Annotated in this window: 28 protein-coding genes and 1 pseudogene; 23 read left to right on the top strand and 6 right to left on the bottom strand. The window is 68.9% G+C overall.

Annotated features, from left to right (window positions below; genetic code table 11):
- Positions 1-6 precede the first annotated feature (6 nt).
- The 11 genes and pseudogenes from PXD02_RS05935 (at position 7) to PXD02_RS05885 (ending at position 9872) form a co-directional block, all read left to right on the top strand.
- Complete coding sequence (locus PXD02_RS05935) at positions 7-1695, top strand: DEAD/DEAH box helicase (RefSeq protein WP_275105960.1); 1689 nt, start codon at positions 7-9, stop codon at positions 1693-1695.
- Positions 1696-1698: 3 nt separating this feature from the next.
- Complete coding sequence (locus PXD02_RS05930) at positions 1699-2109, top strand: DUF6511 domain-containing protein (protein ID WP_275105959.1); 411 nt, start codon at positions 1699-1701, stop codon at positions 2107-2109.
- Positions 2109-2876 (top strand): PD-(D/E)XK nuclease family protein, encoded by a 768-nt coding sequence (locus PXD02_RS05925; protein ID WP_275105958.1) that lies wholly within the window; start codon positions 2109-2111, stop codon positions 2874-2876. The genes PXD02_RS05930 and PXD02_RS05925 overlap by 1 nt, the downstream gene beginning before the upstream one ends.
- Positions 2873-5194, top strand: coding sequence for an AAA family ATPase (locus PXD02_RS05920; RefSeq protein ID WP_275105957.1), 2322 nt, complete (start codon positions 2873-2875; stop codon positions 5192-5194). The genes PXD02_RS05925 and PXD02_RS05920 overlap by 4 nt, the downstream gene beginning before the upstream one ends.
- Before the next feature lie 340 nt (positions 5195-5534).
- The gene (locus PXD02_RS05915; RefSeq protein ID WP_275105956.1) at positions 5535-6074 is read left to right on the top strand and encodes a crossover junction endodeoxyribonuclease RuvC; all 540 of its coding nucleotides are present in this window, start codon (positions 5535-5537) and stop codon (positions 6072-6074) included.
- Entirely contained in the window at positions 6071-6271 is a 201-nt protein-coding gene (locus PXD02_RS05910; RefSeq protein WP_275105955.1) for a hypothetical protein, read from the top strand. Before PXD02_RS05915 ends, PXD02_RS05910 begins: the two co-directional genes overlap by 4 nt.
- Entirely contained in the window at positions 6264-6644 is a 381-nt protein-coding gene (locus PXD02_RS05905; protein ID WP_018303644.1) for a DUF6362 family protein, read from the top strand. The genes PXD02_RS05910 and PXD02_RS05905 overlap by 8 nt, the downstream gene beginning before the upstream one ends.
- Positions 6645-7060: 416 nt before the next feature.
- Positions 7061-8455, top strand: a complete 1395-nt coding sequence (locus tag PXD02_RS05900) for a site-specific DNA-methyltransferase (protein WP_275105954.1) — start codon at positions 7061-7063, stop codon at positions 8453-8455.
- Positions 8379-8966, top strand: a pseudogene (locus PXD02_RS05895) (DNA cytosine methyltransferase); the annotation flags it as partial. The gene PXD02_RS05900 and the pseudogene PXD02_RS05895, both read left to right, overlap by 77 nt.
- A gap of 202 nt (positions 8967-9168) precedes the next feature.
- Positions 9169-9651 carry a hypothetical protein gene (locus PXD02_RS05890; RefSeq protein WP_177208252.1) on the top strand — a complete coding sequence of 161 codons (483 nt, stop codon included), beginning with the start codon at positions 9169-9171 and terminating at the stop codon, positions 9649-9651.
- A complete protein-coding gene (locus PXD02_RS05885) occupies positions 9648-9872 on the top strand; it encodes a DUF7220 family protein (protein ID WP_028720220.1) in 225 nt (74 codons plus the stop codon). The genes PXD02_RS05890 and PXD02_RS05885 overlap by 4 nt, the downstream gene beginning before the upstream one ends.
- Before the next feature lie 53 nt (positions 9873-9925).
- Here the strand turns inward: PXD02_RS05885 and PXD02_RS05880 are convergent, their stop codons facing one another.
- Positions 9926-10498, bottom strand: coding sequence for a DUF3489 domain-containing protein (locus tag PXD02_RS05880; RefSeq protein WP_028720221.1), 573 nt, complete (start codon positions 10496-10498; stop codon positions 9926-9928).
- 95 nt (positions 10499-10593) lie between these two features.
- On the bottom strand, positions 10594-10866 hold the full coding sequence (locus PXD02_RS05875) for a hypothetical protein (protein WP_028720222.1): 273 nt from the start codon (positions 10864-10866) through the stop codon (positions 10594-10596).
- A 111-nt stretch (positions 10867-10977) separates the two neighbouring features.
- On the opposite strand from PXD02_RS05875, the gene PXD02_RS05870 reads away from it, so the two are divergent.
- From PXD02_RS05870 to PXD02_RS05835, 8 genes are all read left to right on the top strand, one after another.
- Positions 10978-11574, top strand: coding sequence for a hypothetical protein (locus PXD02_RS05870; protein ID WP_028720223.1), 597 nt, complete (start codon positions 10978-10980; stop codon positions 11572-11574).
- The gene (locus tag PXD02_RS05865; protein WP_083548831.1) at positions 11522-13525 is read left to right on the top strand and encodes a phage terminase large subunit family protein; all 2004 of its coding nucleotides are present in this window, start codon (positions 11522-11524) and stop codon (positions 13523-13525) included. The genes PXD02_RS05870 and PXD02_RS05865 overlap by 53 nt, the downstream gene beginning before the upstream one ends.
- Entirely contained in the window at positions 13516-13737 is a 222-nt protein-coding gene (locus PXD02_RS05860; RefSeq protein WP_221288083.1) for a phage head-tail joining protein, read from the top strand. Before PXD02_RS05865 ends, PXD02_RS05860 begins: the two co-directional genes overlap by 10 nt.
- Entirely contained in the window at positions 13737-15305 is a 1569-nt protein-coding gene (locus tag PXD02_RS05855; protein WP_123644170.1) for a phage portal protein, read from the top strand. The genes PXD02_RS05860 and PXD02_RS05855 overlap by 1 nt, the downstream gene beginning before the upstream one ends.
- A gap of 5 nt (positions 15306-15310) precedes the next feature.
- Positions 15311-17365, top strand: coding sequence for a prohead protease/major capsid protein fusion protein (locus tag PXD02_RS05850; protein ID WP_062563542.1), 2055 nt, complete (start codon positions 15311-15313; stop codon positions 17363-17365).
- 74 nt (positions 17366-17439) lie between these two features.
- Positions 17440-17775 (top strand): DUF2190 family protein, encoded by a 336-nt coding sequence (locus PXD02_RS05845; RefSeq protein ID WP_062563543.1) that lies wholly within the window; start codon positions 17440-17442, stop codon positions 17773-17775.
- Positions 17775-18086, top strand: coding sequence for a head-tail joining protein (locus PXD02_RS05840; protein ID WP_062563544.1), 312 nt, complete (start codon positions 17775-17777; stop codon positions 18084-18086). Before PXD02_RS05845 ends, PXD02_RS05840 begins: the two co-directional genes overlap by 1 nt.
- Positions 18083-18712 (top strand): DUF6441 family protein, encoded by a 630-nt coding sequence (locus tag PXD02_RS05835; protein WP_062563545.1) that lies wholly within the window; start codon positions 18083-18085, stop codon positions 18710-18712. The genes PXD02_RS05840 and PXD02_RS05835 overlap by 4 nt, the downstream gene beginning before the upstream one ends.
- A gap of 50 nt (positions 18713-18762) precedes the next feature.
- Here the strand turns inward: PXD02_RS05835 and merA are convergent, their stop codons facing one another.
- From merA to PXD02_RS05815, 4 genes are read right to left on the bottom strand one after another with little or no spacing between them, the layout of a single operon-like run.
- Positions 18763-20187: a mercury(II) reductase gene (gene merA, locus PXD02_RS05830; protein WP_228189482.1), complete on the bottom strand. Its 1425-nt coding sequence runs from the start codon at positions 20185-20187 to the stop codon at positions 18763-18765.
- A 4-nt stretch (positions 20188-20191) separates the two neighbouring features.
- Positions 20192-20425 (bottom strand): mercury resistance system transport protein MerF, encoded by a 234-nt coding sequence (merF, locus tag PXD02_RS05825; protein WP_123644184.1) that lies wholly within the window; start codon positions 20423-20425, stop codon positions 20192-20194.
- 4 nt (positions 20426-20429) lie between these two features.
- Positions 20430-20735 carry a heavy-metal-associated domain-containing protein gene (locus tag PXD02_RS05820; protein ID WP_062563548.1) on the bottom strand — a complete coding sequence of 102 codons (306 nt, stop codon included), beginning with the start codon at positions 20733-20735 and terminating at the stop codon, positions 20430-20432.
- Between the two features lie 18 nt (positions 20736-20753).
- Positions 20754-21143: a mercuric transporter MerT family protein gene (locus tag PXD02_RS05815; protein ID WP_062563549.1), complete on the bottom strand. Its 390-nt coding sequence runs from the start codon at positions 21141-21143 to the stop codon at positions 20754-20756.
- A gap of 76 nt (positions 21144-21219) precedes the next feature.
- Here PXD02_RS05815 and PXD02_RS05810 point away from each other — a divergent pair, with 76 nt between their 5' ends.
- Genes PXD02_RS05810 through PXD02_RS05795 form a run of 4 tightly spaced genes read left to right on the top strand, consistent with a single transcriptional unit; the run spans position 21220 to position 23464 of the window.
- Entirely contained in the window at positions 21220-21645 is a 426-nt protein-coding gene (locus PXD02_RS05810) for a MerR family transcriptional regulator (protein WP_062563550.1), read from the top strand.
- On the top strand, positions 21642-22058 hold the full coding sequence (locus tag PXD02_RS05805) for an acyl-CoA transferase (protein ID WP_275105953.1): 417 nt from the start codon (positions 21642-21644) through the stop codon (positions 22056-22058). Before PXD02_RS05810 ends, PXD02_RS05805 begins: the two co-directional genes overlap by 4 nt.
- Positions 22059-22082: 24 nt before the next feature.
- Positions 22083-23024: a phage tail tube protein gene (locus tag PXD02_RS05800; protein ID WP_275105952.1), complete on the top strand. Its 942-nt coding sequence runs from the start codon at positions 22083-22085 to the stop codon at positions 23022-23024.
- Positions 23025-23026: 2 nt separating this feature from the next.
- Complete coding sequence (locus PXD02_RS05795; RefSeq protein ID WP_275105951.1) at positions 23027-23464, top strand: hypothetical protein; 438 nt, start codon at positions 23027-23029, stop codon at positions 23462-23464.
- The last annotated feature ends 17 nt before the right edge of the window (positions 23465-23481 follow it).

Raw genomic sequence — 23481 nt, 5'->3', positions numbered from 1 at the left:
CCGGCCATGCGCCTGCGCCCCCGCCAGAAGACCTTCGTCGAGCGCAGCGTGGCTGCGCTCGCTTCCCGCGGCAACACGCTGGGCGTGGCGCCCACCGGTGCGGGCAAGACCATCATGCTCTCGGCGGTCACCGGCGAGATGATCGGCGACGGCGCGAAGGCCTGCGTGCTGGCCCATCGCGACGAGCTGACAGCCCAGAACCGCGCCAAGTTCCAGCGCGTGGTGCCGGGCGTCGCCACATCGGTCATCGACGCCACGGAGAAGTCCTGGGGCGGCCAGGTCGCCTTCGCCATGGTGCCTACGCTGGCGCGGGCTTCGAACCTCGCGGACATGCCGCGCCTCGACCTGCTGGTCGTCGACGAGGCGCACCATGCCGTCGCCGACAGCTACCGCCGCATCATCGACCGCGTACGCGCGGCCAATCCCGACGCCCGCATCTTCGGGGTCACGGCGACGCCGAACCGGGGCGACAGGAAGGGCCTGCGCGAGGTCTTCGACAATGTCGCCGACCAGGTGCGGCTGGGCGAACTGATTTCCTCGGGCCATCTCGTGCCGCCGCGCACCTTCGTCATCGATGTGGGCGTGCAGGACGAGTTGCGCTCGGTCCGCAAGACCATGTCGGATTTCGACATGGCGGAGGTGGCGGGCATCATGGACCGCGCCCCCGTCACGGACGAAGTGATCCGGCACTGGAAGGAGAAGGCGGGCGAACGGCAGACCGTGGTGTTCTGCTCCACCGTCGCCCACGCAGAGCATGTGACCGACGCCTTCAGGGCGGCGGGCGTTTCCGCCGCGCTGATCCACGGCGATCTGGCGGCCGAGACCCGCAAGGCGATCCTCGCCGACTACGCGGCGGGCGACATCCGCGTCATCGTCAACGTGGCGGTGCTGACCGAGGGCTGGGACCATCCGCCCACTTCCTGCGTCGTGCTGCTGCGGCCGAGTTCCTACAAGTCCACGATGATCCAGATGGTCGGACGCGGCTTGCGCACCGTCGATCCCGAGGAACATCCCGGCATCGTCAAGACCGACTGCGTCGTGCTGGATTTCGGCACCTCGAGCTTGATCCACGGCACGCTGGAACAGGATGTCGATCTCGACGGCAAGACCGAAACCGGCGAGGCGCCGACCAAGACCTGTCCGGCCTGCGAGGCGGAGATCCCGCTCGCCGCCACCGAATGCCCGCTCTGCGGTGAGGCGTTCCCGCGGGAGGATCTGGATGCAGGCGAAGGCGGCGCCGCCGCGCCGCTCTCGGGCTTCCTGATGACGGAGATCGACCTGCTGAAGCGATCCAGCTTCGCGTGGGTCGACCTCTACGGCACGGACGACGCGCTGATGGCCACGGGCTTCGCAGCCTGGGGCGGCATCTTCTGGCTGGACGGGGTCTGGTACGCCATCGGCGGGGCGAAGGGCGAACGCCCCCACCTGTTGGGTGTCGGCGAACGCACCGTCTGCCTCGCGCAGGCCGACGACTGGCTGAACACCCACGAGACCGACGAGAGCGCCTTCAAGACCCGCTCCTGGCTGCGCCAGCCGCCGACCGAGAAGCAGTTGCAATACCTGCCGCCCGAGTGCCGCCACGACTTCGGCCTGACGCGCTACCGCGCCTCGGCGCTGATGACCTTCGGCTTCAACAAGCGCGCCATCCGCCAGCTGATCGACACGGCCGCCCGGCCCGAACGGAGGGCGGCATGACCCATGGCCTCCGTCATCCCCATCACGGCCGAGGACCGGCGGCGGCTCTGGCATCCGCGTGGAACGCTCTGTGCTGTCTGCCGGCAACCCACCCGTGGTTTTGGCTGGTTCGATCCGCACCGGTCGAAGCGGCCCCGGCCCTCGGTCTGGTTCTGCTCGATGCCCTGCCAGTCCTTCTGGACGCGTTTGGCGCGGGAGCGTTTCGCCATGGTTGATCTGACCGAGGAAGAGCGCGCCGCGATCACCGCCACCATGAAGCGCGTGGCGCTGCTGATGGACGAGATCGGCTGGGCCACTCCGCTCGCCGACCTGACCGAGGCGCAGGTGCGCGCGCTGATCGAGGAAGCCGTCGAGGGCTTCCGCGAGGCCATGTCCGACATCGCCCGGGCGCAGACGCCGGAGGTGCCGTTTTGATGCTGGACTACAATCACCGCCCCAGCTTCGCCGACCGGGTCAACTCTGCCGTCGATCGGGCGCTGACCGCCGATCAGGCGACACGGACGCCCCGCGACTACCTCGGCGGCTCGCGCCTCGGCCATGCCTGCGAGCGCGCCTTGCAGTTCGAGTTCACGGCGACGCCGAAGGACGAGGGCCAGGACTTCAGCGGCCAGTCGCTGCGCATCTTCGCCATCGGCCATGCGCTCGAGGATCTGGCCGTCGCCTGGCTGCGCGGCGCCGGGTTCGATCTCTACACCCGCAAGGGCAACCGCCCCGATGGCGGCCAGTTCGGCTTCTCCGTCGCGGGCGGGCGCATCCGCGGTCATGTCGACGGCATCGTCGCCGCCGGGCCCGAGGGCTTCGATCTGGCCGTTCCCGCGCTCTGGGAATGCAAGACGATGAACGCGAAGAACTGGCGCGCTTGCGTCAAGGACGGCGTGACCAAGTCGAAGCCGGTCTATGCCGCCCAGATCGCGCTCTACCAGGCCTACATGGAGGCGACGGTCCCCGGTATCTCGGCCGCGCCCGCCGTGTTCACCGCGATCAACAAGGACACCGCCGAGATGCACCACGAACTAGTGCCTTTCGATGCCGATCTCGCGCAGCGCATGTCCGACCGGGGCGTGCGGATCCTGCAGGCGACCGATGCGGGCGAGCTTCTGCCGCGCGTCGCCACCACGCCCGACTTCTTCGAATGCCGCTTCTGCCCGTGGTCCGAGCGCTGCTGGGGGCTGCCGGCATGAGCGACGACGGCATCCTGCATTTCAACCCGTGGATGGACTTCAATGACGGGCCACCGTCCGAGAACCCGTTCGGCTGCGATCCCGACCCCGAGCAGATCGCCGTCTTCCTCGACACCGTGTTCAGCTGGTGCGAGGGGCTGATCCCGCTCCGCGGCTTCGTCGACAAGGGTCAGGGCCGGGACGGCAAGCCACACAATATCTGGATCGCGGCCGACGACAGCGCACCAGGGAAACTCGCGACCTTTGCCGCCTGGGCGAACCGCGAGGGCGCCGCCGTCTATGTCATCCCCGGCACGGTCGAGGAGCAGGGCCAGGCCCGCGCCGCCGACGTGCTGCAGATGCAGGCCGTCGTCGTCGATCTGGACGCGGGTGACATCCCGGCCAAGCTGGATCACGTCACGCGCCACCTCGGCGCGCCCACACTCATCATCGAAAGCGGAGGGCGCACGCCCGAGGGCGCCGCGAAGCTCCATGTCTGGTGGAAACTGACCGAACCCGCTGAGGGCGAGGATCTGGCCACCCTCTGCCGCCTGCGCGGCGAGATTGCCGTGAAGGTCGGCGGCGACACGCATTTCCGCTCGGCGCACCAGCCGATCCGGGTGCCCGGCACCGTCTATCACAAGCACGGCCATCAACGCCTCGTGCAGATCCGCGAACGTCGCGACGTCGAGGTGGATCTTGCGGACTTCGCCGAGAAGGTCGCCGAGATGCCGCCGCTGCCCGGCGTGGGCTTCGCCAGCGACCTCACCGCACCAGCCTCGAAGCCCGGCATCGACGCGGTGCTCACCACGCCGGTGCGCGAGGGCGCGGTGGACGACTGGTCTCGGTTCCAGGGGGCCAGCGCCGCCATCGGCCATTACGTGCGCCTGGTGCACGAAGGCCGCCTCGACCCCTTCGCGGGCTGGGAGGCGATCTGCGGCTACAACGCCGCCATGCTGCGCCCGTCCTGGCCGCTCGATCGGCTGATGGCCGAGTCCGAACGGCTCTGGGCGCTGCATTTGAAGCGCAACGGTCCGCCGCTACTGCGCGCAGCCCACGTCGATGCCCCGGCCAGCCCGCTGCCGACCTTCAGCCTCGGCGCTCTGCTCGACGACACGAGCCCCATGCCCGAGGACGTCATCGGGCCGCGCGTGCTGACGCCGGGCGGGCTCCTGGTGCTGGGCGGCGCGCCCAAGGTCGGCAAGAGCGACTTCCTGATCTCCTGGCTCGTCCACATGGCGGCGGGCGTGCCCTTCCTCGGCTTCGCGCCGCCCCGGGCACTGCGCGTGTTCTATCTCCAGGCGGAGATCCAGTATCACTACCTGCGCGAGCGCATGCAGCAGATCGCGCTGCCCGCCACCGTGATCGCCGCCGCGCGCGACACCTTCATCGCCACACCGAAGCTGAAGCTGCTGCTCGACGCGGAGGGCGTCGCCCGCGTGGCCGAGGCGATCCGGGCTGCATTCGCCGACGCGCCGCCCGACATCATCGTCATCGACCCGATCCGCAATCTCTTCGACGGCGGACCTGAGGGCGGCGGCGAGAACGACAACACCGCCATGATGTTCTTCCTGAAGGACCGGGTGGAGCTTCTCCGCGATGCCGTCAATCCGGACGCGGGCGTCATCCTCGCCCATCACACCCGCAAGGCCAGCAAGCACCAGGTCAAGGACGATCCCTTCCTCGCGCTCTCCGGCGCCAGCGCGCTGCGCGGCTTCTACACCTCGGGTCTGCTGATGCACCGGCCTGACGAGGACAGCAGCGTCCGTAGGCTGGAGATCGAGCTGCGCAATGGCCCCGCGCTGCCGGGCAAGCTGATCGACAAGGTGAAAGGCGAATGGGTCGAGCTGAACCCGCTGAACGAACGCCTGGTGCGCAAGGAGGTTGGCGCCAAGCTCGATGCCGAGCGGCTGCGCAAACACGATGTCATCCTCGGCATGCTGCTGGATGAGGCGGCGAGCGAGCGCCTCTACACCGCCATGCAGTTCGCCGAGACCTTCGAGAACCGGGGCGGTCTGGGCAGCAAGCACACGATCCGTGAGCGCCTCAGCGTGCTGGCGACCAAGGGCTTCGTGAAGTTCCTGCGCGACCCCTCGGGGTTCGGCTTCCCCGTCACCCGGTCGCGGTTCGGCTACCTCTGCGTCGAGGGCATGCAGTTCGGCGCGCCCGTCGAGGAGGTCGATCCGGACACCGGCGAGGTCACCACAACCGCCCGTCCGGTCCTGCCCAGCCACTTCAAATGCCCCCAGTCCGGGCTCTGCCTTCAGGTCGAAAACCCCGCCGTCTGGGTCTACCCGGAGGGGCTGGAGGACGACCTAACTCATATGAGTGAGGCCTGACTCATATGACAGCGCCAACTGTGCACTCAATGAAATCAACGGGTTACGGGCAAATAAGAGTTAGGTCCCTAACTCATGCCCGAAGACTTCATGAAGTCTTATTCCGCAATGATTTCAGCCACTTGAACACCTCGGAACAGTTAGGTGTCAAACCCCCATACTACGTATGGGAGGGCCACCCCACAGGGTTGGCCACTCCTCCCATACGTCCGAGCCAGCCGCGCGCGCCGCCGTGACTCTCCCTTGTGCTCTCCGATCCGACGACGGCGGCCCCGTACCGCCAAGCACCAGACCGCCGTCGTCTTCCACCACCACAGGCCACCGGCAAAGGAGACCCATCATGGCTCAGCCGACTCTGATCCCGAATTGCGACGGCGCAAGGTTTGAATCGCTGCCGCTCGACGCCCCCCGCAACCGCTGCATCCTTGCGCTCGACCTCGGCACCTCGACCGGCTGGGCGATCCGCGGCCATGACGGTCTGGTCACCAGCGGCACCGTCTCGCTGCGCCCCGGCCGCTTCGATGGCGGCGGCATGCGCTACCTGCGCTTCACCAACTGGCTGACCGAGATCGACCGGCTCTCCGGTCCCGTCGCCGCGATCTGGTTCGAGGAAGTCCGCCGCCACGCGGGCACCGACGCGAGCCATATCTACGGCGGGCTCATGGCCACGCTGACCGCATGGGCGGAACTGCGCGGCGTGCCCTATGAGGGCGTTCCGGTCGGCACGATCAAGCGTCACGCCGCTGGCAAGGGCAATGCCGACAAGGTCGCCATGGTCACCGCCGTCCGCGCCCGCGGCTTCAGCCCCGCCGACGACAACGAGGCCGACGCAATCGCCATCCTGCTCTGGGCGATCGAGACGAAGGGAGGTGTCGCATGAGATGTCACCCCCACGGCTACGGCGGCCGACGCCGGGATCCCGAGCAGGTCAAGCGCGAGGGCTGGCAGGAACAGGGCGTCCTCGCGGTCTCCGCCGATGACGACCGCCTCACCTGGCCCGAGCGTGAACTGGTCCGCCAGCTGGGCGAGAGGCTCTACGGCCCGCGTCCCTCTGACAGGGAGGCGCGCCATGGCTGATCGCGAATGGACCGCCGACTGCGTCGCCGATCATTTCGAGGAGGCGTTCCGCACCCTGCGCAAGCTGCCGCCGGTGAAGGCGCAGGGCTATTTCAACACTTGGCCCGACATCGTGCGGACCAGCCGCGAGATCGCGGCGATGGAGCCGCAGCCGATGCGGGTCTGGCCCTCGGCCGCCGCAATCACCCGGCTCGAGCAGACCTTCGACTGGGTGCTCTGGATCGAGGAGGCGGAGCGCAAGCTGGTCTGGTCTCGTGCCGCCCGCGTGCCGTGGAAGCAGATCAGCGGCGAGCTGGGGTGCGACCGCACGACCGCCTGGCGTCGCTGGCAGCTGGCGCTGACCAAGATCGCTGCGCGCCTGAATGCGCAGTGACTCCAATGTGTTGCAACACTTTTTCCTTCGACATCTGCAACATGATCGTGCTATTCCGAAGGCAAGATGGGGAGAGTGCGCTGGAAAGCTCGCTCTCCCCTTTGCGTTGACGGGGCTCTTCTGGACCCCGGTATCCAGCGAGGGTCCGGCGGGGGTCCATCCCACGGCAGTTTCCGGTTCCTTCCTGGCGACATTCGTATGCTGGCGGGCGAAGCGCGGAACATCGCCAGCGACAGGGCCGGATTTTTGGGAAGCCACCCGGAAGCCGGAGCCACCCGCGCCCTGCGCAAACACCAATGAACGCTGGCCTTCCGACCGGACACCGCTGGTGGCCGCTGGACCCCGCTTGGAGTCCAGCCCGGCATCCGGAGTCCGGAAGCCACCGGCATCCACCCCACCGAGGAACCTTGTCCACCATGACGCTGAGCTTCGCCCCGGATGCGATCGAGACTTGGCCGCTGGCAAAGCTCCAGCCCTACGCGAAGAACGCGAAGGCGCATGGCGCGGACCAGGTCGCGAAGATCGCCGCCAGCATGGCCGAGTTCGGCTGGACCGTGCCCTGCCTCGTCGCAGAGGACGGAGAGCTGATCGCCGGCCACGGCCGGGTGCTGGCCGCGACACAGCTGGGTCTGACCGAAGCGCCGGTGATCGTCCTCGGGCATCTGACCGAAGCGCAGCGCCGGGCCTACCGGATCGCGGACAACAAGCTCACCGAGCTCGGCACCTGGGACGAGGCGCTGCTGTCGGCGGAACTGAATGACCTCTTGGCCGAGGATTTCGATCTGTCGCTGGTCGGGTTCTCCGACGGCGAGTTGGACAAGCTGCTGGCCTACGTCGCGGAAGACGACGGTGAAGAGGGTGGCGCCGGGGGCTCCGTACCGCCGGTGACCATTCCAGAGCCGCCGCGCAACCCGGCGTCGCGGACGGGCGATCTGTGGATCCTCGGTGACCATCGCCTCCTCTGCGGCGACAGCACCAGCGCGGCCGATGTGCGCCGCCTGATGAATGGCGAGCGCGCGATCCTGTTCGCGACCGATCCGCCCTATCTCGTCGACTACGACGGCTCGAACCATCCGACCCGCAACAAGGACTGGTCCGCGTCCTATGGAACGACCTGGGACGACAGCTCGCAGGGCGCCGAGCTTTACGACGGGTTCATCTCGGCGGCCGTCGCCGAGGCGATCACCGAGGATGCCGCCTGGTACTGCTGGCACGCCTCGCGCCGCCAGGCGATGCTCGAGGCTTGCTGGGAGAAGGCGGGGGCCTTCGTGCATCAGCAGATCATCTGGGTGAAGGACCGCGGGGTTCTCACCCGCTCGCATTACCTCTGGAAACACGAGCCCTGTTTCATGGGCTGGCGCCGCCCGAACCGGCCGCCGAAGATGGCCGAGGAAACGCTGCCGTCGACATGGGCGCTGCCCAGCTTTGCCAAGGACGAGCGCCCCGACCACCCGACGCCGAAGCCGCTCGACGCTTTCGGGATCCCGATGCGCCAGCATGTGGCGCGGGGCGGGCTTTGCTACGAGCCGTTCTCGGGCTCCGGCTCGCAGATCATGGCGGGCGAGGCCAACGGCCGCCGTGTCTTCGCGATGGAGATCAGCCCGGCCTACATCGACGTCGCCGTCGAACGCTGGCAGGCCGAAACCGGCAAGGAGGCGATCCTCGACGGCGATGGCCGGGCTTTCGCGCAGGTGAGAACGGAGCGGCTCGGCCAAGACGCCGAAGCCCCCGCCGATGTTTCGGACAGGGACGCCGCTCCGGTCACGGACACCGCTCCCGAACCCGCGCGAAAGCGCAAGACCGCCGCGTGACATGCATGACCTGGCTCTACCTTCCTCCGGAGACACTTCCGGATCCGGAGACGCATGCCTCTTCGGCCTCTCGCTCTGCTCCGGCGCAGGCGGTCTCGACCTCGGGCTCGCCATCGCCATCCCCGGATATCGTGCTGTGGGCCACGTCGAACGGGAAACCTTCGCCGCAGCCACTCTCGTGGCGCGGATGGAAGATGCGTCCCTGGATCGGGCTGTTGTCTGGGACGACGTTGGAACCTTCGACGGCCGCCCGTGGCGCGGCGCGGTGGACATCGTCACTGCGGGCTATCCGTGCCAGCCGTTCTCCGTCGCGGGCAAGCGCCGGGGCGCGGAGGACCCGCGCCACCTCTGGCCGCATGTCGCCCGCATCATCGGCGAGGTCGAGCCGCCCTTCGTGTTTCTCGAGAATGTCGCCCATCATCTCCGCCTCGGCTTCCCCGAAGTCGCCGCAGGACTGGTCGGCATGGGCTACCGCCTTGCGGCAGGCCTCTTCACGGCGGCGGAAGTCGGCGCGCCCCACAAGCGCGAGCGGCTCTTCATCCTCGCCATCCGCGAAGGGGACGAGCTGGCCGACCCCGCGCGCCTGCTCTGGCACCCGGTCGAGTGGCGGGAACCGGACGGAACTGCTGCGGCTCTGGCCGACGCCAAGGGCCAGCGCCAACGAGAACAGGCAGACAATACCGACGCCGTCGCAGAAAGCGGGCCAGCACGGCATGAACCTGGCGACCACGGCTGCGATGTGGCCCACGCCGCAGACCGACAGTTTCCGCAGCCGGGGCGGCGAACGACGAGACGAGAAGGGTCTGGACCGCATGGCGCGGGACTGGCCGACGCCGATGGCGAACGACGGCTGCAAGCCGAGCGCGGGCAACCGCAAGACGGCCGATCTGACCCATGCGGTGGGATTGTGGATGACGCCGACGGCGCGGGATCACAAGGACGGGGCGACGACACTCGCGAACACGCCGGTGAACGGCCTGCTTGGCCGCCAGGTCCTGGTGACGCCGATGGCTGGGAGCGATACCTCCGAGCCGCGCCGGACCTTGAACCCGCTGTTCGTCGAGGCACTGATGGGTTGGCCCACCGGGTGGACCGGCTTCGCCTCTGTGGCAACGGCGTGGTCCCCTTGGTTGCGGCGCATGCGCTGCGAACTCTCGCGGCTGAACTGCTGGCCGATGGATGAGGCAGCGGCATGAAGCAGACCCGCCTCATGTCGCTGGTCGAGTCCGTCGCCAACGTGATCGTCGGCTACGGCGTCGCGGTCGTGACGCAGATCCTGATCTTCCCGATCTTCGGGCTGCACACGACGCTGGCGCAGAACCTGAAGATGGGCGCCATTTTCACCGTCGTCTCGATCGCCCGTTCCTTCGCCTTGCGGCGGGTGTTCGAGGCGATCCGGATGCGGAGCGCCAAATGATCGACCGCCGCCCCGTAGGGACGGCGGTCATCAGCTTGTCGGGGTCCGGCGCGTCAGGCGGCGGGGAGTTTGTACACGCGCCCCCGATCCTCGACCTTCTCCGAGGTCACCTCGAGCCCGAGCTTCTTCTTCAGCGCCCCCGCCATCGCGCCGCGCACCGTGTGCGACTGCCAGCCCGTCGCGGCCATGATCTCCTCGATGGTCGCGCCGTCCGGTGCGCGCAGCATGGCGATCAGCGTGGCCTGCTTGGTGCCCTCGCGCGGTGTGCGCGTCTTGGGCGCGGTTTCGGCTACGGTGGGGGTGTCCGGCGCGGCCTCCTCGGTAGGCGCGTCCGTCGCGCCCGCAGGCGCGGGGTTCGCGTCCTCGGTCTCGATCCCGATGGCGGCAAGGCCCGCGTCGGTGGCAACCAGCGTGACGCCGTGGCCGTCTCCGGTCTCGCGCCACATAAGCTCGCCCTTGCGCGTGTCGGCGTCGACCTCCTGCAGGAAGTTCTTCGCGAGCATCGCGCCGACCACCTTGGCAGCGGCGCCGCCGCGCAGGCTCTCGGGCAGCGGCAGTGCGATGCGGTCCTCGCGCTGTGCGGCGGCGCTGAGGATGATGGCTTGGGTGTCAGAAAGCTTGGTCATGGGATCGTCTCCGTATTCGGGCCCGCGTCATGCGGCGCCTCCTACGACCCCGAGCCGCGCAGGGCGCGCGGCGGGAGTTCCGGCAGTGCCGGAGATCAGCGGGCGTGCTCGCCCTCGCCGAAGGCGCTGTCGGTGATGCGCTTCAGGAGGCTGGCGTAGTGTTCGAGGGTGCCGACATGGCCCCAGTTGATCTCGTCGGGGTGGGCGTTGAAGTGGTCGTCGCTCAGCGTCTGCAGCCGGGCGAGCATCTCGTCGATCTCGGCCTTCTTGCCGATGAAGGCCGCGAGCGCGGCTTCCTTATTCCGGCGCGCCTTCTCGGCGCGGAGTTCGTGGCGCGGGGTGGTGATCGGGTTCAGGCGCGTGGTCATCGTGATGGCTCCTTGGTGAGTTGCATCGTCCTTCTGAACGGACGTTCGCTCCGGTCGCGCTGCTTATCAACTCGATAAGAACATGATTTCGATAGATAATCGGAGCCGTCGATGCAGGGCATGAGCGAGCGCCAGTACGCCGCGCATGTCGGGCTGTCGCGGGGCGCGATCCAGAAGGCCAAGGCCGCCGAGCGGCTGGTCCTCTATCCCGACGGCAGCATCAACGCGGCCGCCAGCGACGCCAGACGTGCCGAGACGACCGACCCGTCCAAGACCCGCAAGCCGCCCACGCCGAAGCTGAAGCCCGTCCCCGAGGCGGCCGTGGCCGCTGTTGGCGACACGCTGCGTGAACAGGGGCTGGCAGTCCCGGCCGTCGGCGGCGGCACGACCTTCCTGCAGGCGAAGACCGCGAACGAGGTGCTGAAAGCGCAGGAGCGGCGCATCCGGCTCCAGAAGCTGAAGGGGGAGTTGATCGAGCGGGCCCGCGCGCTGGCGCTGGTGTTCCGGCTGGCGCGGGAGGAACGGGACGCGTGGGTGAACTGGCCTGCACGCGCGGCGGCGCTGATGGCGGCCGAACTGTCAGCCTCGTGCGCCGACGTGACCGGCCAGCAGATCACCGTGGAGCCAGCCGCGATGCAGAAGGTCCTGGAGAAACATGTACGCGCCCACCTCGACGAACTCGCCGAGGTCCGGCCCGACTTCCGGTGACGATGATGGCCTGATCGACTTCGACGGCGCGGGCGAGATCCTCCGCGCCTGGGGCAACGGGTTGCGGCCCGACCCGGACCTGACCGTTTCGGAATGGGCGGACCGGCACCGGATGCTCTCGGGGCGGGCTTCAGCCGAGCCCGGGCGATACCGCACGGTGCGCACGCCCTACATGCGCGAGATCATGGACCGGCTGTCGCCGGGGGATCCCACGCAGCGGATCGTGTTCATGAAGGCGGCGCAGGTCGGCGCGACCGAGGCGGGCAACAACTGGATCGGGTTCGCGATCCACCAGGCGCCGGGTCCGATGCTGGCGGTCCAGCCGACCGTGGAACTGGCCAAGCGCAACTCGCGCCAGCGCATCGACCCGCTGATCGATGAAAGCCCAGAGCTGCGGGAGCGGGTGAAGCCCGCGCGATCCCGCGATGCGGGCAACACGATGCTCTCGAAGGAGTTCGCGGGCGGCATCCTGATCATGACGGGCGCGAACTCGGCGGTCGGGCTTCGGTCCACCCCGGCGCGCTACATCTTCCTCGACGAGGTCGACGCCTATCCCGCCTCGGCCGACGAGGAAGGCGATCCGGTCACGCTCGCCGAGGCGCGCTCCCTGACCTTCGCCCACCGGCGCAAGGTGCTGCTGGTCTCGACGCCCACGATCCGGGGGCTGTCGCGCATCGAGCGCGAGTACGAGGCCAGCGACCAGCGTCGGTTCTTCGTGCCGTGCCCACAATGCGGCCACGCACAATGGCTGAAGTTCGACCGGCTGCGCTGGCAAAAGGGCCGCCCGGAGACGGCCGAGTATCACTGCGAGGGCTGCGACGCGGCAATCGCGGAACACCACAAGACGGCGATGCTGGAGGGCGGCGAATGGCGGGCGACCGCCACGGCCGCCGATCCGACCACGGTCGGGTATCACCTTTCGGCGCTCTATTCGCCGATCGGCTGGCTGAGCTGGGAGCGGATCGTGCGGTCATGGGAAGCAGCCCAAGGGTCGGACGAGGCGATCAAGGCGTTCCGCAACACGATCCTCGGCGAGACATGGGTCGAGACCGGGGAAGCGCCCGACTGGCAGCGGCTCTACGACCGGCGCGAACGCTGGAAATCCGGCACGGTGCCAGCAGGCGGGTTGTTCCTGACAGCCGGAGCCGACGTGCAGAAGGACCGGATCGAGGTCGATGTCTGGGCCTGGGGTCGCGGCTTGGAAAGCTGGCTCGTCGATCACGTCGTCATCGAGGGCGGGCCCGACCGGCACGACGCCTGGTCGGAGCTGACCGCGCTGCTGGACAGGTCCTGGCCGCATGAACGCCGCGCGCATCTCAGGATCGCGCGGCTCGCCATCGACACCGGCTACGAGGCCCCGGCGGTCTATTCCTGGTCGCGGGCGCAAGGCTTCGCGCAGGTGTCGCCGGTCAAGGGCGTCGAGGGGTTCAACCGCTCGAGCCCGGTGTCGGGGCCGACCTTTGTCGACGCGACCGAGGGCGGCAAACGCCTGCGGCGCGGGGCGCGGCTCTGGACCGTGGCGGTCTCGACCTTCAAGGCCGAAACCTACCGCTTCCTGCGGCTGGCACGCCCGACCGAGGAGGAGATGGCCGACGGGGCGGCGTTCCCGCCCGGCTCGGTGCACCTGCCGCACTGGGTCGAGAACGAATGGCTGAAGCAGTTCGTGGCCGAGCAGCTGGTGACGGTGCGCACCAAGCGCGGCTTCGCCCGGCTGGAATGGCAGAAGCTGCGCGAGCGCAACGAGGCGCTGGATTGCCGGGTCTACGCCCGCGCAGCCGCCTGGATCGCGGGCGCGGACCGCTGGCCCGACGAGAAATGGCGCGACCTCGAGGATCAGCTCGGGGCCGCCCCCACCGACACCGATCCCGCCGGGCAGATCAACCGGCCGGGACAGGCCCCGCAGGGCAAGCGCCGCTCCGACTGGCTCGGGCGGCGGGAGGGATGGTTCTGAACATGATCGACTGGACGGAAACCGAGCTTTCGGCGCTGCGCCGGGCCTATGCCAGCGGCACGACGCGCGTCAGCTATGACGGCAAGTCGGTGGATTACGGCTCGGCCGAGGATCTGCTCGCCCGCATCCGGACCATCGAGCGCGCCATCGCGGGCTTCAGCCGCCCGCTGCCCGTGGCGGGGCTCGCTGGCTTCTCGCGCGGGGATCGCTGATGTCGGCGACCTGGTTCGACCACGCCATCGCCACGGTGGCGCCGCGCATGGCGGCTCGGCGCGTGATGGCGCGTCAGGCATTCGAGACGCTGACGCGTGGCTATGACGGCGCGGCGCGCGGGCGACGGACGGACGGCTGGCGCGCGCCGGGATCCTCGGCCGACACCGAAATCGGCGTCGCCGGGGCGCTGCTGCGCGACCGCATGCGCGATCTGGTGCGCAACAACCCGCATGCGGCCAAGGCCGTGGCGGTGCTGGTCAACAACATCATCGGCGCGGGCATCATGCCCCGCGCCGCTAGCGGCGACGACAAGCTGGACCGGAAGGTCGATGCGCTCTTCGAACGCTGGACGGCGGACTGCGACGCCGATGGCCAGCTTGACTTCTATGGCCTGCAGACGCTGATCTGCCGGGAGATGGTCGAGGCGGGCGAGGTTCTGGTGCGCCGCCGCCTGCGGCGCGCGAGCGACGGCCTGCCGGTGCCGCTGCAATTGCAGGTGCTGGAAGCCGACTTCCTCGACGCCACCAAGTCCGGAGCCCTCGGCGCAGGGCGCCTCGTGCAGGGGATCGAGTTCGACCCGGTCGGGAAGCGCCGGGCTTACTGGCTGCATGCCGAGCATCCGGGCGACGCCTACGGGGCCTTGCAGAACGGGTTGCAGAGCCGCCCGGTCCCCGCGACCGAGATCGCCCATGTCTACGAGAAGCAGCGCACGCAAGCGCGCGGCGTCCCCTGGGGCGCGCCGGTGATCCGGTCGTTGCGTGATCTCGACGACTATGAAGTGGCCGAACTGGTTCGCAAGAAGACCGAGGCCTGCGTCACCGCCATCGTCTTCGGCGACGACGAGGCGCAACAGGGCATCGCGCCCTCCGTGGTCGATGCCGACGGCAACCGGGTGGAACAGTTCGAGCCGGGGCTGATCGCCTATGCCCGCGGCGGCAAGGACATCCGCTTCAACCAGCCCTCGGCGACGGGCGGCTACGGCGAATACAAGCGCGCGAGCCTGCACACGATCTCGGCAGGCTTCCGCGTGCCCTACGAGCTGCTGACGGGGGACCTGTCCCAAGTGAACTACTCCTCGATCCGGGCGGGTCTCGTGGAGTTCCGCCGCCAGATCGACGCCGTCCAATGGCAGCTGTTCATCCCGATGTTCTGCGCCCCGGTGTGGCGGTGGTTCACGGAAGCCGCATGGGCGGCGGGGCAGATCCCGTCGCCGATCGTGCCTGTGGAATGGTCGCCGCCGAAGTTCGAGGCGGTCGATCCGCAGAAGGACGCGATGGCGAACCTGCTGTCCATCCGCTCGGGCACCATGACGCTGGCCGAGGTGATCGCCCGGCAGGGCCGCAACCCCGACGCCGTGCTGGCCGAGATCGCGGCGACCAACGCCAAGCTCGACGCGCTGGGGTTGGTCCTCGACAGCGACCCTCGCCGCGTCACCAAGACCGGCAGCGCACAATCCAAAGACGGGGCCAGCGATCCGGCGAACGATCCGGCCGCCGACGAACCAGACGCCGACGACCCGACCGCCGACGCGGATACAGACCCGGCGCAGGCCGACCAACAGGACTGACCTTCATGGACACGATGATCGAACTGCCGGCCATGCGCCGGTCGGCGGAGCTTGCGCCGAACACGGCCGATGCCGACAACCGCACCGTCGAGGTGGTCTGGTCGGCCGGGGCTCGCGTCCGCCGTGCCACCTTCTTCGGCGAGCCTTATGACGAGGAACTCAGCCTCGACCCGGCCCATGTCCGGCTCGACCGGCTGAACGCGGGCGCGCCGTTCCTGAAGGTGCACGAGCTCGACACGCTCGACGCGGTGATCGGCTCGGTCGTGCCGGGCTCGGCCCGGATCGAGAACGGTCGCGGCATCGCCTTGGTCCGGATCAGCGAGCGTGCCGATGTCGAGCCGATCTGGCGCGACATCCAGGCGGGGCACATCCGCGCCGTCTCCATCGGCTACCAGGTCCACCGGTTTGATATCTCGAAGCCTGATGGCGCCCGCGAGCTCTGGCGCGCGGTGGACTGGACGCCCTTCGAGGTCTCCGCCGTCGCGGTCGGAGCCGACCCAGCAGCGGGCTTCCGCGCCCAGCACCCCCTTCACGACTGCGTCCTCCACCGCCGGGACGCCCCTTCCACCACGAAAGGACCGATCCCGATGACGGACACGACCCAGACCCCGGCGAGCGACGCCGCAACCCCCGCCAACACCCAGCCGACCGCGCCGGTCGAAACCGAGGACACCCCCATGACCGAGCCGAAACCGGCTGCGCCCGACCCGAAGGTCGCGGCCAGCGAGACGCGCAGCCAGAAGACGCAGGTAACTCCCGCGCCCGATACCGAAGTGGTCGCCACCCGCGCCCGCGAGGCCGAGCGCGACCGCGTCTCCACCATTTACGATCTGGCCGGGCGGCTGAACCTCGAGCGCGGCTTCGCCGAGGATCTGGTCAAGCGCGGCGTCAGCATCGACGAGTCCCGCCGACTGATCCTCGACCAGGTCGCCGCGAAATCCGACGAGACCCGGAACTTCCCCCATGTCTCCGTCCCGCTCGGCGGCCGAGACGAGTGCATCACCCGCCGTGACGCGGTGGCGAACGCACTGCTGCACCGCTACAGCCCAACGCTGTTCCAGCTCGAGGACGCCGCGCGCCAGTATCGCGGCATGACGCTGCTGGAGCTCGCCCGCGAAAGCCTCGGCAATGCCGGGGTCAACACGCGCGGCCTGTCGCGTGACGAGGTGGCGACGCGCGCGCTGCACTCGACCTCGGACTTCCCCGAGATCCTGTCGGCCGTCACCAACAAGACGCTGCGGCAGGCCTACGAGGCCTATCCCCGCACCTTCATGCTGTTCTGTCGCCAGGTGCTGGCGACCGACTTCAAGGCGATGCATCGCGTCCAGCTCGGCGAAGCCCCGCAGCTGCTCGAGGTCGGCGAAAGCGGCGAGTTCAAGCGCGGCACGCTGGGCGAGAGCAAGGAGAGCTACAAGGTCAAGACCTATGGCCGGGTGGTCGCCATCACCCGTCAGACGCTGATCAACGACGATCTCGACGCCTTCACCCGCATCCCGGCGATGTACGGCAACTCCATCGCCCAGCTGGAGTCGGACGTGGTCTGGGGCATCATCACCGCCAACCCGGCGATGGCCGACGGCAATGCGCTCTTCCACACCACCCACAAGAACCTGGCAGGCACCGGCGCGGCGCTCGATGTCAGCAGCGTCGGAGCGGCGCGCGCGGCGATGGCCAAGCAGACCGGCCTCGACAAGAAGACGGTGCTGAACGTCCGGCCTGCCTTCCTGATCGTGCCGGCCTCACTGGAACTGAAAGCCGAACAGCTGGTGGCCCAGAACCTCGTGCCCGCCGCGACGTCCAGCGTGGTGCCGCAGTCGATCAGGACGCTGGCGCCGATCAGCGAGCCCCGGCTCGACGCCGCCAGCGAGACCGCCTGGTATCTGGCGGCCAGCCCGAACCAGATCGACACCATCGAGTACGCCTATCTCGAGGGCCAGCAGGGCGCCTATATCGAGACGCGCAACGGCTTCGACGTCGACGGGGTCGAGATCAAGTGCCGCCTCGACTTCGGAGCCAAGGCCATCGACTGGCGCGGCCTCTACAAGAACCCGGGCGCGTAAGGCGCGCTTCCTGAACCCTGACACACGGGCGGTCCTGACGGGCCGCCCTTCGTCTTTCCACGAGGATCCCCATCATGAAAACCTACGTCCAGCCCGGCAACACCATCACCCTGACCGCGCCCTATGCCGTCGCCTCCGGCGATGGCCTGCTCGTCGGCTCCATCTTCGGCATCGCCGCGGGTGCCGCCGCCATTGGCGAGCCCGTCGAGACCGCGCTCGTCGGCGTGTTCGACATCACCAAGGTCGGCTCCCAGGCGTGGACGGTTGGCGCCAAGGTCTATTGGGACGACACCAACAAGCGCACCACGACCGTCGCGACCGACAACACCCTCATCGGCGCGGCCGTCGAGGCGGTGGCGAGCGGCGCCGGCGACACCATCGGCCGGGTGCGCCTGAACGCGACGTTCTGATGTCGGCCTTCGCCGCCGCCATCGGCGCGCTCTTCGCCGATCCGAACATCGGCCGGGACGCGGTCTACATCGCCGACGGCGGTACACCCGTGCTGGTGCGTGCCGTCGCCCGTCGCGCCGACGCGGTCACCGACTTCGGCGACGCGCGGCTCTGGTCCGAAACCACCCGGATCGACCTGCGCGTGGCCGAGGTGGCGAACCCGCGTCCCGGCGACCGCATCGAGATCGACGGCGACGCCTTCCTCATACAGGGCGAGCCGGTCCGCGACCGCGAGCGGCTGGTCTGGACCGTCGACCTGAGGCCCGCGTGAAACTGAAGCTCGACATCGATCCCGACATCGTCGCGATGATGGCGGCCGAGGTCGCGGCGGGTGAACGGGCCGTCACCGCCGCCATTCGCGAGGCCGGGACTGGGCTGAAGACGGCGTGGCGGTTGCAGATCACCGGCGCGGGGCTTGGTACACGGCTCGCCAACTCGATCCGGAGCCAGAACTTCCCGAGGTCGGGCGAGAGCCTTGAGGCTGCGGCGCTGGTCTGGTCGAAGGCGCCGGTAATCGTCGGTGCGCATGACACCGGGCCGCTGATCCGATCGAAGAACGGGTTCTGGCTGGCGATCCCGCTGCCCGCGGCGGGCAAATCCCTGCGCGGCGGCCGGATCACCCCCGGTGAATGGGAGCGGCGACGCGGCCTCCGCCTGCGTTTCGTCTATCGCCGGACGGGCCCCAGCCTGCTGGTCGCCGAGGGGCGGCTGAACACGAAAGGCCAGGCGGTGGTGTCGCGGTCGAAGACCGGGCGCGGAAAGGTCACTGCGCCGATCTTCCTGCTGGTGCCGCAGGTCAAGCTGCCGAAGCGGCTGGATCTGGCGCGGGATGCAGACCGGGCGTTGGACAGCGTGCCGGGGCTGATCGTGGCGAACTGGGTGGGGGGTAGGTTGTGATCGCATCGATGCGCAATCTTGCTCGGCAGCCACGAAACCGACGGCTCGGGTTACCCCGCGCAGCACGACAGCTTCGCGACATCCTTGTCGAAGGTCTGCGCGGCGAGCTTCAGCCCCTCTACCGTGGTCAGATAGGGGAAGATCGTCTCGCCGAGCGCCTTTGTCGTCATGCCGAACTTGAGCGCCATGGCGAGCGTCTGGACACTGTCGGCTCCCTCCGGCGCCATGATCACGCCGCCCAGGAGGCGGTCGGTCGCCCGGTCCGCGACGAGCTTGATCAGGCCGCGCGTGTCGCGGGCGGCGAGCGCGCGGGGCACGTTGTCGAGCGTCAGCACACTGGTCTTGACGTCATGACCCGCGGCGCGCGCCTGCGCCTCGGTCAGCCCGACGCCGGCGACCTGCGGATCGGTGAACACCACCCACGGCATCGCGGCGTTGTCGTAGCGCTCCGCCCCGCCCAGAACGGCGTTGCGGGACGCGAGCTTGGCGCCATAGGCGGCCATGTAGACGAACTGGTCGCGGTCGGTCACATCGCCCGCCGCGAAGATGCCGGCCTTCGTGGTCTGCATGTCGTCGCCCACCCGGATCGCGCCACGCGCGTCGGTCTCGACGCCCATCTCCGCGAGGCCCAGCCCCTCGGTGTTGGCTGCGCGTCCCGTCGTCAGGACGAGGCGGTCGGCCGTCAGATCGCGGTCTGCGCCGTCCACCGTCACCGTCAGGACCGCACGGGCCCCGTCGCGCCGTGCGGCGTCGTAGGTCGCGCCATCGACAACCGCGACGCCCTCGGCGCGCAGCGTCTCCGTCAGCGCCCGGGACACCTCCGGCTCTGTGCGCGGCAGCAGGCGCGAGCGGCAGACAATGGTGACGCGGGTGCCCATCCGCGCCATCATCTGCGCCAGCTCCACGCCGATGTAGCCGCCGCCGAGGAAGATCAGGCTTTCGGGCAACCGGTCCAGCTCCAGCAGCGACGTGCTGTCGAGCGTTGGTGCGTCCTGGATCCCAGGGATGTCGGGCACGGCGGGTCGGCCACCGGTCGCGACGATCACCTTGGGAGCCGTGATCCTGCGCCCGCCGACCTCGACCCCGCCGAGGACGAGACGCGCCGGACCCTCGTCGAGATAGGTCACACCGCCGTAGCCCGGCAGCAGATCGGCGTACTTCTTCTGGCGCAGTGTCGCGACAAGATCGTCCTTGGCCGCAATCAGCGCCGACCAGTCGGCGACCTGCGCCTCGCTGTTCAGGCCCGGGAACCGATGTGCTGTCTGCGCACCGTGCAGGGCTTCCGCGGCCCGGATCATCGTCTTGGAGGGCACACAGCCCACGTTCACGCAGGTCCCGCCGATGGTGCCATGGCCGATCAGCGCGACGCGCTTGCCTCCCTCGGCGGCGGTGATCGCGGCCGAGAACCCGGCCGATCCGGCGCCGATCACGGCAAGGTCGAAATCGCCCTTGGGCGCGCAGCAATCGTCTTTCATCAAGTCATCCATCCGTTCGAGTGGTCTGGCGCCGCTGCCGTCTCCAGACCGCGTACACGGTCAGCGCGACGAAAAAGGCGAGCGCGGGCAGCAGAACGTAGTCGAGCCAACCCAGCCAGGCCGACAGGCCCACGGCACCCAGAAGCACCACCAGCACCGGAGTGAAGCAGCAGAGCGCCGCGATGACGGTGCCGACGATCCCTGTCGCGATCAGCTTGCGGTCGGACTGCTCGGTCATCTCGTCAGCCCGCGACACGCGCCGGGTAGCCTGCATTGGCCGACGCGGTCGCGATGGCGTCGGCGCTCGTCGCGGCGGTGTCGAAGATCACCGTGGCGGTGCGGGCATCGAAGTCGATCTCGACGGCGCGCACGCCCGCGACGCCCTCCATCGCACGCTTCACGGTGACTGGGCAGAGCGCGCAGGTCATGTTGTCCACCGCGAAGGTGACGGTCTGCTCGGCGGCGACGGTCTGCGCGGCAACAGGGATGGCGGTGATCGGCACAACGGCGGTCAGGCCGAACAAGGCGAGTGCAAGGATCTTCTTCATGTGGATGTCCTTTCGGGGTCAGTAGAGAAGCGGGGCCCACCAGTCGATGGTGAGGGCTGCGAGAACGAGGATCAGGGAGGCCCAGAGAGCCGACTTGGTGATGCGCGCCGATGCTGGCCTTGCGCAGTAGGAACCGGGTTCGCAGACGGTTGGCTTGCGGAAATAGACCTGCCAGAAACCCGCCGCGATGAAGCCGAGCGCGATCACGGCGAAGATCGGCTTGTAAGGCTCCAGAGCCGTCAGGTTGCCGATCCAGGCGCCCGAGATGCCGAGAGTCAGAAGCACCAGCGGCCCGATGCAGCAGGCCGAGGCGAGAAAGGCGCCCACCACACCGCCCGCCGCGAGCCAGCCCTTTCGGGCGGGGCGATCCGCGCCCGTGCTGTCCGTTCTGTCGTCTGTCAGCGCCATGTCGCGCACCTCTCGTCTGTGATTGACGATGGGTGTAGGGTCTGTAGCAACTACAGGCTCAAGAGGAAACTTGCCCATGACCGATCACGAGCGCGAGAGCGGCTTCACACGCGGCGACCTGGCCCGGGCGACCGGCTGCAACATCGAGACGATCCGCTATTACGAGAAGACCGGCCTGCTGCCCGACCCGCCCCGCACGGACGCCGGCTACCGGGTCTATTCCGCCGCACACGCCACACGCCTCCGCTTCATCCTGCGCGCCCGCGAACTCGGGTTCTCGATGGAGGACATCCGCGGGCTGATGGGGCTCGGCGACGGCGCCGCGCCGACCTGCGCCGAGGTCAAGGAACGGACGGAGCGGCACCTTGCCGATGTCCGCGCGAGGATCGCGGATCTTCGGCGTATCGAATCCGTCCTCGCTACAACTGCATCCAGGTGTTCGGGCGCCGAAGTCCCCGATTGTCCGGTGCTCGACGCGATTTCCAACTCGGCCGACCCATGACACCTCGCGAAACCATCCTCGCCGCGCTGCACGCGCGGCTCTCAGCGCTGCCCGCGACCGCCCTGCGCGGTGAGGTGCTGCCCGAGCGTGTCCCGGCCGAGGGCCTCCTGATCCTGCGCGACGGCGAACCAGGCGAGCCCGAGGTAACGCTGTCGCCGCTGCGCTACCACTACCAGCACCGGGCCGAGATCGAGGCGGTCGTGCAGGGCTCCGACCGCGACACCGCCTTCGACACCCTCTGCGCCAGCATCGGCACAGCGCTCGTCGCCGACCGGACACTGGGCGGGCTCTGCGACTGGGTCGAGGCGGAAGCGCCACGGCCCGTCGATCTGCCGGTCGAGGGCGCGGCTAGCCTGAAGGCCGCCGTGATCCCGGTGGTCCTGCACTATTCCACGGCCGACCCGCTGGCCTGACCCCGAAAACCCGAGGAGAACACCATGGCACGAGCCCAGGGGGCGCGGGCGCTGATGGCGCTTGCGTTCGAGACGACCTATGGAACGCCGCCCGTGGGCGGCTTCACCCGCATGCCCTTCGCCAGCACCTCGCTCGGCGCGGAGCAACCGCTGCTGAACTCGGAACTGCTGGGCTACGGTCGTGATCCGCTGGCGCCGATCAAGGATGCGGTGACGGCCGACGGCGATGTCGTCGTGCCGCTCGACGCGGAGGCCTTCGGCTTCTGGCTGAAGGCGGCCTTCGGCGCGCCGACGACCACGGGCGCGGAAGCGCCGTACAGCCACGAGTTCCAGTCGGGGTCGTGGACGCTGCCCAGCATGTCGATCGAAACCGGCATGCCGGAGGTTCCGCGCTATGCGATGTATTCCGGCTGCGTGCTCGACCAGATCACCTGGCAGATGCAGCGCTCGGGCCTGCTGACCGCGACGGCGCGGCTGGTGGCGCAGGGCGAGACGGTGGGCACGACGACCGGCGCCGGGACGCCTGCCGCGCTGGAGCTGAAGCGCTTCGGTCATTTCAACGGCGCGATCACGCGCAATGGCACCGCCCTCGGCAACGTGGTCTCGGCCGACATCACCTATGCCAACAACCTCGACCGGATCGAGACGATCCGCTCGGACGGGCGCATCGACGGCGCGGACCCGTCCATTGCGGCGCTCACGGGTCGGATCGAGGTGCGCTTTGCCGACCAGACGCTGGTGACGCAGGCGATCAACGGCGAGGCTTGCGAGATGGAATTCGCCTATGTCCTGCCGTCCGGCGAGAGCTTCACCTTCACCGTGCACGCCGTCTACCTGCCGCGCCCGCGGATCGAGATCTCCGGGCCGCAGGGGGTGCAGGCGACCTTCGACTGGCAGGCCGCTCGGGACAGCGTGGTCGGCCGGATGTGCACCGCAACCCTGATCAACGACATCGAGGTGTATTGACGATGCTCACGCTCGACCTGACGAATGAACCGCGCTGGCATGATCTTGCACCCGGCGTCCGCGTGGAGCTGCGCCCGCTGACCACGGCGCTGATGGTGGCGACCCGCAGCGATCCGGTCGTCGAGGCGGTGCCCGAGGAGGCTTCCGACGAGGAGCGCGCGGTCGCCTTCGCCAAGGCGCTGGCGCGGCGGGCGGTGCTCGCCTGGGAGGGCATCGGGGACGCGGACGGCAACCCCATCGATCCGAGCCCCGAGGCCATCGACGCGCTGCTCGACATCTGGCCGATCTTCGAGGCGTTCCAGCTGACCTACGTCTCCAAGGGTCTGCTGCTGGAGCAGGAAAAAAACGCCTCCGCGCCCTCGCCGAATGGTCCTTCGGCGGGGGCGAGCGCTACTGCCAAGCCTGCCCGCAAGCCTGCCCGGACTGCCCGGCGCGGCTGAACCGTCCGGAAACGCCG

This window comes from Paracoccus sp. S3-43, assembly GCF_029027965.1.
Lineage (GTDB): Bacteria > Pseudomonadota > Alphaproteobacteria > Rhodobacterales > Rhodobacteraceae > Paracoccus.
The sequence above is the reverse complement of the archived record's forward strand: the minus strand, read 5'-3'. Positions and strand labels throughout refer to the sequence as shown.

Bases quoted from the DNA above. Each gene is read 5' to 3' on its own strand.
- PXD02_RS05850 (WP_062563542.1), top strand. From the start codon at position 15,311: ATGGACACGATGATCGAACTGCCGGCCATGCGCCGGTCGGCGGAGCTT.
- PXD02_RS05885 (WP_028720220.1), top strand. From the start codon at position 9,648: ATGAAGCAGACCCGCCTCATGTCGCTGGTCGAGTCCGTCGCCAACGTG.
- PXD02_RS05870 (WP_028720223.1), top strand. From the start codon at position 10,978: ATGCAGGGCATGAGCGAGCGCCAGTACGCCGCGCATGTCGGGCTGTCG.
- PXD02_RS05920 (WP_275105957.1), top strand. From the start codon at position 2,873: ATGAGCGACGACGGCATCCTGCATTTCAACCCGTGGATGGACTTCAAT.
- PXD02_RS05930 (WP_275105959.1), top strand. From the start codon at position 1,699: ATGGCCTCCGTCATCCCCATCACGGCCGAGGACCGGCGGCGGCTCTGG.
- PXD02_RS05900 (WP_275105954.1), top strand. From the start codon at position 7,061: ATGACGCTGAGCTTCGCCCCGGATGCGATCGAGACTTGGCCGCTGGCA.
- PXD02_RS05800 (WP_275105952.1), top strand. From the start codon at position 22,083: ATGGCACGAGCCCAGGGGGCGCGGGCGCTGATGGCGCTTGCGTTCGAG.
- merF (WP_123644184.1), bottom strand. From the start codon at position 20,425: ATGACCGAGCAGTCCGACCGCAAGCTGATCGCGACAGGGATCGTCGGC.
- PXD02_RS05855 (WP_123644170.1), top strand. From the start codon at position 13,737: ATGTCGGCGACCTGGTTCGACCACGCCATCGCCACGGTGGCGCCGCGC.
- PXD02_RS05935 (WP_275105960.1), top strand. From the start codon at position 7: ATGCGCCTGCGCCCCCGCCAGAAGACCTTCGTCGAGCGCAGCGTGGCT.
- PXD02_RS05910 (WP_275105955.1), top strand. From the start codon at position 6,071: ATGAGATGTCACCCCCACGGCTACGGCGGCCGACGCCGGGATCCCGAG.
- PXD02_RS05845 (WP_062563543.1), top strand. From the start codon at position 17,440: ATGAAAACCTACGTCCAGCCCGGCAACACCATCACCCTGACCGCGCCC.
- PXD02_RS05875 (WP_028720222.1), bottom strand. From the start codon at position 10,866: ATGACCACGCGCCTGAACCCGATCACCACCCCGCGCCACGAACTCCGC.
- PXD02_RS05890 (WP_177208252.1), top strand. From the start codon at position 9,169: ATGAACCTGGCGACCACGGCTGCGATGTGGCCCACGCCGCAGACCGAC.
- PXD02_RS05865 (WP_083548831.1), top strand. From the start codon at position 11,522: ATGTACGCGCCCACCTCGACGAACTCGCCGAGGTCCGGCCCGACTTCC.
- PXD02_RS05820 (WP_062563548.1), bottom strand. From the start codon at position 20,735: ATGAAGAAGATCCTTGCACTCGCCTTGTTCGGCCTGACCGCCGTTGTG.
- PXD02_RS05880 (WP_028720221.1), bottom strand. From the start codon at position 10,498: ATGACCAAGCTTTCTGACACCCAAGCCATCATCCTCAGCGCCGCCGCA.
- PXD02_RS05840 (WP_062563544.1), top strand. From the start codon at position 17,775: ATGTCGGCCTTCGCCGCCGCCATCGGCGCGCTCTTCGCCGATCCGAAC.
- PXD02_RS05795 (WP_275105951.1), top strand. From the start codon at position 23,027: ATGCTCACGCTCGACCTGACGAATGAACCGCGCTGGCATGATCTTGCA.
- PXD02_RS05860 (WP_221288083.1), top strand. From the start codon at position 13,516: ATGGTTCTGAACATGATCGACTGGACGGAAACCGAGCTTTCGGCGCTG.
- PXD02_RS05915 (WP_275105956.1), top strand. From the start codon at position 5,535: ATGGCTCAGCCGACTCTGATCCCGAATTGCGACGGCGCAAGGTTTGAA.
- PXD02_RS05905 (WP_018303644.1), top strand. From the start codon at position 6,264: ATGGCTGATCGCGAATGGACCGCCGACTGCGTCGCCGATCATTTCGAG.
- PXD02_RS05810 (WP_062563550.1), top strand. From the start codon at position 21,220: ATGACCGATCACGAGCGCGAGAGCGGCTTCACACGCGGCGACCTGGCC.
- merA (WP_228189482.1), bottom strand. From the start codon at position 20,187: ATGAAAGACGATTGCTGCGCGCCCAAGGGCGATTTCGACCTTGCCGTG.
- PXD02_RS05815 (WP_062563549.1), bottom strand. From the start codon at position 21,143: ATGGCGCTGACAGACGACAGAACGGACAGCACGGGCGCGGATCGCCCC.
- PXD02_RS05925 (WP_275105958.1), top strand. From the start codon at position 2,109: ATGCTGGACTACAATCACCGCCCCAGCTTCGCCGACCGGGTCAACTCT.
- PXD02_RS05805 (WP_275105953.1), top strand. From the start codon at position 21,642: ATGACACCTCGCGAAACCATCCTCGCCGCGCTGCACGCGCGGCTCTCA.